Raw genomic sequence first — 7,636 nt, forward strand, 5'->3', positions numbered from 1 at the left:
TCGTCCGGGGAATGTCGGTCAGCCGCGCAGGCGGTAGATCTCCCGCGCGGCATCGGGGCTGATGCTGCCCTCTTCCAGGTCGCGCCGCACGGCGGCGCGGTCGCGCTCCTCCGGCGGGCCATAGCCGCCGGCGCCAGGGCTGACGACGGCGAACCATTGTCCCGCCTTCAGCACCGCCACGTCGCGCTCGAACACCACGCCCGGGCCACATTCGATGCCACCATGCCCGCCGGCCGCGCCGCCCAGCAGGCCCCAGCTGCGCGAGCGCAGGCGGGAGACATCGACGCGCACGCGGCAATCCTCATCGGCGCGGTAGACGCGGCGCAGGCCCATGCCGCCACGCTGCCGCCCGGCGCCGCCGGAATCCTGCACCAGTTCGTAGCGCAGCAGCGTCAGCGGGTATTCGATTTCCAGCGCCTCCACCGGCAGGTTGGAGGTGTTGGTGGAATGCACATGGATGCCGTCCAGCCCGTCCTTCGCCGCGCGCGCGCCGCCGCCGCCGCCCATGGTCTCCAGATAAACCCAGAGTTCGCCGCTGTCCTTGCGGCTGCCGATGAAGCTGGCGACGGTGCAGGTGGAGTTGGAACAGGCGGTGACGCGCTCCGGCACCGCCTGCGCCAGCGCGCCCAGGATGAGGTCCGCCACGCGCTGGCTGGTCTGCACGCGGCCATTCACCGCCGCCGGATGGACGCAGTTCAGCACGCTGCCCTCGCGCGCCGTGATGGCCAGGGGACGCGCCAGTCCGGCATTGGGCAGGATGGTCGGGTCCACCACGGATTTGACGGCGTAATAGGCCGTGGCGAGCAGGGCCGTGTAGGTCATGTTCAGCCCGGCGCGCAGCTGGTCCGGCGCATCGAAATGCAGCGCCATGCCATCGCCCCGGATCGTCACCGAGACGCGCAGCGGCAGGGTGGCGTCGATCTCGGCATTGTCGAAGACATCCTCGAAATGCCAGGTGCCGTCCGGCATGGCGGCGATGCCGGCGCGCATCTTGCGCTCCGCGTAGTCGAGCAGCGCGGCGCCGGCGGCCAACACCACCGCCGCGCCATACTTGCCGCACAGCGCCTGGAAGCGCTGCACGCCGACGCGGTTGGCCGCCATCTGCGCGCGCAGGTCGGAGAGGCGCTCACGCGGCACCTGGCAGTTCAGCAGGATGAGGTCCAGCACATCCTGTTGCAGCACGCCCTCGCGGTAGAGGCGCACGGGCGGGATGCGCAGCCCCTCCTGGTAGATATGGGCGTGGCCGCGATCGGCGAAATCCGAGTGGTGCGCGAGATTGACCGTCCAGGCCACGATGCGGCCCTCGACGAAAATCGGCTCGGCCAGGACGATATCAGGCAGATGCGTGCCGCCGCCCTCATAGGCGTCATTGCCGACGAAGACATCCCCCGGCCGCATGTCTTCCAGGCGGTGTTTCCGCATGATGTGCGGCACGATGCCGATGAAGCTGCCGAGATGGATGGGGATATGCTCGGCCTGGCACAGCGTCTCGCCCGCCGCGTTGAAGAGGGCGGTGGAGCAGTCGCGCCGCTCCTTGATGTTGGTGGAGTAGGAGGCGCGGATCAGCGCCTCGCCCGTTTCCTCGACAATGGAGGACAGGGCGGCGCCGATGACCTCGACCGTGATCGGGTCCAGCACGGGCGCGGCGCTGGGCTTCAGGGCGTGGCTCATGCCACCACCTCCAGGATCAGGTTCAGCCAGGGGTCCACCCGCGCCGTCATGCCCGGCGGCACGACGGTGGTGGTGTCCATCTGCTCGACGATGGCGGGGCCGGCGAAGCGGTTGCCGGGTTGCAGCGCCTCGCGGCTGTAGATCGGCGTGGTGACGAAATCGCCCGCCTCGGGGAACCAGACGGGGCGCTGGCCGGTGATGGCGGCGGTGGCATCCGGCCCCGCCATCGGGTAGGCGCGCAGCTCCGCCTTGCGCACCAGCCCGGTGGCCTCCAGCCGCAGGGTGACGAGCTGCACCGGCTCGCCCTCCGCCACGAAGCCATAGCGCTGGCGATGCGCCTCGGCGAATTTTTCAGTCAGCGCCAGCATCGTCCGCGCGGTGACGGGGCCATCCGGCAGCGGCACGGCGAGTTCGTAATTCTGCCCGGCATAGCGCATATCGGCGGTGCGCAGCAGGCGGCGCGCCGCGGGGGCGATGTGCTCCTGGGCGAACCACTCCTCCGCCCGCGCCGTGAGGCCGGCGAAGGCCGCATCCACCTCCGGCGCGGAGTCTTCCGTGGCCGGCAGCAGCTTCGTCGCCGCGAAATCGGCGCGCAGGTCGGTCAGCAGCAGGCCCATGGCGCAGAGGATGCCGGGGTTGCGCGGCACCAGAACGCGCTTCATCTCCAGCTCCCTGGCCAGCCGCGCCGCGTGCAGCGGGCCGGCGCCGCCGAAGGCCATCAGCGTGTAGTCGCGCGGATCATGCCCGCGCTGGACGGAGATGACGCGGATGGCACGTGCCATGTTCGCCGTCACCACCGACAGAATTCCCTGCGCCGTCTCCATCACGCCGAGGCCGAGCTTCTCCGCCAGCCGGGCGATGGATTCGCGCGCCAGATCCTGCCGCACCGCCATGCGGCCGCCGAGCAGATGCGTCGGGTTCAGCGTCTGCAGCACCACATTGGCATCCGTCGTCGCCGGCTCGGCATTGCCCTTGCCGTAGCAGACGGGGCCGGGATCGGCGCCGCAGGAGCGCGGGCCGACCTTCAGCAGCCCGCCCGCATCGACATGGGCGATGGAGCCGCCGCCCGCGCCCACCGTGTGGATGTCGAGCATCGGCGCCTTGATCGGGTAGCCATGCACCACGGCTTCCGAGGTCAGCCGGCACTGCCCGCCCTGGAGCAGCGCGACATCGGTGGAGGTACCGCCCATGTCGAAGGTGATGAGGTCCTCATAGCCGGCCAGGGCGCCGATGGCCTGCGCCCCCACCACGCCGGTGGAGGGGCCGGAGAGCACTGTCCGCACCGGCATCTCCGCCGCCGTGGCGAAGCCGATGACGCCGCCATTGGATTGCGTCAGATGCGGCGTCGCCGTCATGCCGAGCGCCTGCAGGCGCGGCGCCAGGCGCTCGATATAGCTGCGCATCACCGGGCCGAGATAGGCATTCAGCACGACGGTCGAGAGCCGCTCATATTCGCGGAATTCGGGCGCGATCTCGTGCCCCGCGCTGATGAAGGCGTCCGGCATTTCCTCGCGCAGGATGGCCACGGCGCGCTGCTCATGCTCCGGCCGGATGAAGCCGTAGAGGAAAGAAACGGCCACCGCCTTCACCCCCGCCGCGCGGAGCGCGCGGGCGGCCTCGCGCATGCGCGGCTCATCCAGCGGCGTATCCACCTCGCCGGTGTGGCGCACGCGCTCGGGCACTTCCTGGCGCAGGGCGCGCGGCACCAGGGTGGGCGGCTTGTCGGCCTGCATGTCGTAGAGATCGGGGCGCTTCTGCCGGCCGATTTCCAGCAGGTCGCGGAAACCATCGGTGGTGACAAGCCCCGTGCGCACGCCGCGATGCTGGATCAGCGCATTGGTGGCCACCGTCGTGCCATGGCCGAAATAGGCGACCGGCGCGCCGGGCTGCTCCCCGGCCTCGGGCGCGACGCGGCGCATGCCTTCCTCGACACCCTGGGCGATGCCGCGCGAGGGATCATCGGGGGTGGAGGAAACCTTCCAGACCTCGACGCGGCCTTCGGCCTCATCGAAGAGGCAGACATCCGTGAAGGTGCCGCCCGAATCCACGCCAACCCGCCAACGCGCCATGGCGCTCCCCCTGGGATGAATGCCGCGAACGGAGGTTACTATTTCGTTGCACGCGGAAGAGCGGCAAGCGAGATTTTCCCTGGATGGCCGGAATCTGCGGAAAGTTTCACCCCATGAAATTTTTCTGCCGGAAGCCGCATCAAATGGCCGGGGAGTGGAAGGTGTCGCAGACGGACCCGAACAGCAGCCTGCACCGCGCGCTGGGCCTGTTGCGCCTGCTCGGCCGGCAGGAAGGCGCCGCGCTGCGGCTGACCGACATCGCCACGGCCGCCGGCCTGCCGCGCCCCACCGCCCACCGCATGCTGCGCGCGCTGACGGCGGAAGGCTTCCTCGACTACGACGCGCAGGCGCGGCGCTACCGGCTGGGAATCGAACTGTTCCAGATCGCGGCACGCGCCGGCGCGCCGCAGGGCCTGCGCGACCTCGCCCGCCCGGCGCTCCTGCGGCTGACCGCGGCGCTGGGCGAGACGCTCTTCCTGCTCGTCCACAATGGCTATGACGCCGTCTGCATCGAGCGCAGCGCGGGGCCCTTGCCGATCCGCTCCTTCACCGGCGATATCGGCGGGCATGTGCCGCTCGGGCTCGGGCAGGGCTCGGTGGCCATCCTCGCCTTCCTGCCGCCGGATGAGCAGGACGAGATCATCCGCCACAACCTCCAGCGCCTCACCCCCTATGACCGCGACGAGGCCAGCCTGCGCGCCGAGATCGCCCAGGTGCGGCGGGAGGGCCATGCCGGGGGGGCGGCGGGGGTGATCCCCGGCATGGCGGGGCTGGCCGTGCCCGTGCTGGCGCCAGGGCCGGAAGGGCGGGCCGTCGCCGCGCTCAGCGTGGGCACGGTGACGGAACGGCTGACGCCGGAACGGCGCTGCGCCATCGCCGCCATCCTGAAGCGCGAGGCGGCGCAGATCGCGGCACGGCTCAATCCTTTCGACCCGGCCTTGCGGCGGGCGGGGGCGGCCATGGAGCATGGCGCGGCGGCCCGGGCCTGAGGCCGCGCAGAGGCTGCTGGTTGGCCATAGGAGGCGTGGTCTTGAGAGGGGCTTCGCCCCTCTCAAACTCTCCCCACCAAAGGCCTGAGGCCTTTGGAAACCCATTTGTCAGAGCCCGCTGGAGGGGGGGCAGGGGACAAAGCCCCTTCAAGCCACGTGCGGCCCGTTTTTCCAAACGGCCTTTCAGCCCTGTTTTCAGCCTTCCCCGTCATGGTGTATGGGAATCAGGCTTGGGCAGGGCAGGGCATGGCCGATTTCAACGACCCGGATTACCCGGGGCAGTGGCAGTTGCGCGGCGGCAGCGGCGTCAACATCGCTTCTCTCTATGATGAGTATACCGGCCATGGCATCCGCATCGGCCTGATCGATACCCAGCCCAGCGCCGGCAATGTGGAGTTGCAGGGGCAGATCGACTGGTCCGCCAGCGTTGTGGCCACGGGCGCCAATGTGGCCAATACCGGTGGGCTGCACGGCCATGGCGTGGCGAAGATCCTGGTGGCCAAGGCCAATAACGGCGTGGGCGCGGTGGGCGCCGCCTTCGGCGCCACGCTGGTCTCCTATACCGTCGATGCCGCGGGGACGCGCAAGGTGGCGCAGGAAGCGCAGATGCTCGCCCTGCAGAAGCAGGTCGACATCTCGCAGAATTCCTGGAGCCATTCGGGCGCCTTCTTCCGCGATGATTTCGGCAAGGCGGCCTATGCCGCCTCCGCCGCCGCCGTGGCCAGCGCCGCCGCCGAGGGGCGCGGCGGGCTTGGCACCATCATCGTGCGCTCGGCCGGCAATACCGGTGAAATGGGCGATGACGTCAACGCCCACAACTACGCCAACAACCGCTACAGCATCGCCATCGGCGCGACGGATGAGAAAGGCGCGGTGCAGGCCTTTTCCAACACCGGCGCCGCGCTGCTCGCCGTGGCGCCGGGGACGGGCACCTCCTATTCCTCCCCCCTGGTCAGCGCGACCGTGGCGCTGATGCTGGAGGCCAACCCCCATCTCGGCTACCGCGATGTGCAGACCATCCTGGCGATGTCGGCGCGGCTGACCGATACCGCCGGGGTGGGGTGGTTCACCAACAAGGCGGGCGGCTGGAATGGCGGGGGGATGCATGTCTCGAACGAGGCCGGCTTCGGGCTGATCGACGCGCATGCCGCCGTCCGCCTGGCCGAGAGCTGGAGCCTGCAATCCACCACGGCCAATCTGCAGGAGGTGAGCGCCCGCCGCACCCAGGGGCTGATCATCGCCGACCAGGGGCATGTCAGCCAGAGTGTCACCATCGCCAGTGATCTCTCGGTCGAGCGGGCGGAAGTGACGATCGTGCTGCGGCATGAACTGATGGGCGACCTGCGCGTCTGGCTGGTCTCGCCCTCGGGCACGCAGAGCGTGCTGCTCGACCGCATCGGCAATGGCACCTATGACGCCACGGGCAATGTGCTGTCCTACACGCTGAGCAGCGTGCAGTTCCTGGGCGAGGCCGCGCGCGGCAACTGGACGCTGCATGTACAGGACATGGCGGCGGGCAATACCGGCACGCTGGTGCGCTGGTCGCTGGCACTGGTGGGCGCCGCCGCCTCGGCCGACACGCAGCATGTCTATACCGATGAGTTCGCCACCCTGGCGGCGGCCGACCCCTCCCGCGCCGTGCTGGCCGATGCCACGGGCGAGGACACGCTGAACGGCGCGGCGCTGACGGCGGCCGCGCGCATCGACCTCTCCGGCGCGACGGCCAGCCAGATCGCCGGCAAGGCCCTGCGCTTCGCCACCGGCACGGTGATCGAGCACGCCATCGGCGGCGATGGCGATGATGTGCTGATCGGCAACGGCCTCGCCAACCATCTCCAGGGCGGGCGTGGCGCGGACCGGCTGGAGGGCGGCGCGGGCAATGACACGCTGGAGGGCGGCGCCGGCCATGACACGCTGGTGGGGGGTAGCGGGGCGGATACGCTGCGCGGCGGCGCGGGGGATGACCTGTATTCGGTGGAGCATGCCGGCGATGTGGTGGTGGAACTGCCCGGTGCCGGCACGGACAAGGTGATCAGCAGCATCAACTACCGCCTGCCCGACCATGTGGAGAATCTGGCCCTGACGGGTGCCGCGCGCACGGGCGTTGGCAATGACCTTGCCAACACCATCAACGGCACCGCCGCCGCCAATGAGCTGCGCGGCGGGGCGGGGGATGACGTGCTGCAGGGCCTGGAGGGCAATGACACGCTGGTGGGGGGCAGCGGCAATGACATGCTGCGCGGCGGCGCCGGGGCGGATGTGATGCAGGGGGGTGTCGGCAACGACATCTATGTGGTGGACGACCCGGGCGACCAGGTGGTGGAGGTGCAGTACCAGGGCTATGACACGGTGCGCAGCTTCCTCGACTATACCCTTCCTTCCTGGACCGAGTATCTGGAGCTGTATGGCAATGCCCTCTCCGGCACTGGCACGGCGGCGGGCAATATCCTGACGGGCAATGAGCGGGGCAACACCCTCTCCGGCCTGGGGGGGAATGACATCCTGCGCGGGCTGGCCGGCAATGACGTGCTGCTGGGTGGCGAGGGCGCCGACCGGCTGGAGGGTGGTGCCGGCCAGGACATGCTGCGCGGCGATGCGGGGGCGGATGTTTTCGTCTTCACCCCTGGCGGCGGGCGCGATGTGGTGGTGGATTTCACGCCGGCTGAGGGCGACCGCCTGTTGCTGGCGGGCTTTGGCACCCTGCCACCGGGCGACCTGCTGGCGGCCACCCATGCGGAGGGCCAGGACCTGATCCTGCAACTGGGCAATGACGTGCTGGTGCTGCGAGGTTTCGGCGACAGCATGCTTCCCGTGGACAATATCTTTTTCAGCTAAGGCCTGTTAGAGCTTGATCCAGTCTGCGGTGGCTGCGAGGCAGAGGATGCCGAGGAATGATCGGGCGGTCTT

General features: G+C 69.6%; 4 protein-coding genes. 2 read left to right on the forward strand and 2 right to left on the reverse strand.

Annotation, left to right across the window (positions count from 1 at the left end; translation table 11 throughout):
* Nucleotides 1–18: 18 nt before the first annotated feature.
* On the reverse strand, nt 19–1,671 hold the full coding sequence (locus tag NON00_RS19250; RefSeq protein WP_256024326.1) for a hydantoinase B/oxoprolinase family protein: 1,653 nt from the start codon (nt 1,669–1,671) through the stop codon (nt 19–21).
* Nucleotides 1,668–3,740 (reverse strand): hydantoinase/oxoprolinase family protein, encoded by a 2,073-nt coding sequence (locus tag NON00_RS19255; protein ID WP_256024327.1) that lies wholly within the window; start codon nt 3,738–3,740, stop codon nt 1,668–1,670. The genes NON00_RS19250 and NON00_RS19255 overlap by 4 nt, the downstream gene beginning before the upstream one ends.
* A 161-nt stretch (nt 3,741–3,901) precedes the next feature.
* Between NON00_RS19255 and NON00_RS19260 the strand changes: the two genes are divergently transcribed.
* Together NON00_RS19260 and NON00_RS19265 are read left to right on the forward strand one after the other, a co-directional pair.
* Nucleotides 3,902–4,729, forward strand: coding sequence for an IclR family transcriptional regulator (locus tag NON00_RS19260; RefSeq protein ID WP_256024328.1), 828 nt, complete (start codon nt 3,902–3,904; stop codon nt 4,727–4,729).
* A 246-nt stretch (nt 4,730–4,975) separates the two neighbouring features.
* Nucleotides 4,976–7,564, forward strand: coding sequence for a S8 family serine peptidase (locus tag NON00_RS19265; protein ID WP_256024329.1), 2,589 nt, complete (start codon nt 4,976–4,978; stop codon nt 7,562–7,564).
* The last annotated feature ends 72 nt before the right edge of the window (nt 7,565–7,636 follow it).

Origin of the sequence: Roseomonas sp. GC11 (assembly GCF_024437745.1) — a bacterium.
GTDB lineage: Bacteria > Pseudomonadota > Alphaproteobacteria > Acetobacterales > Acetobacteraceae > Pseudoroseomonas.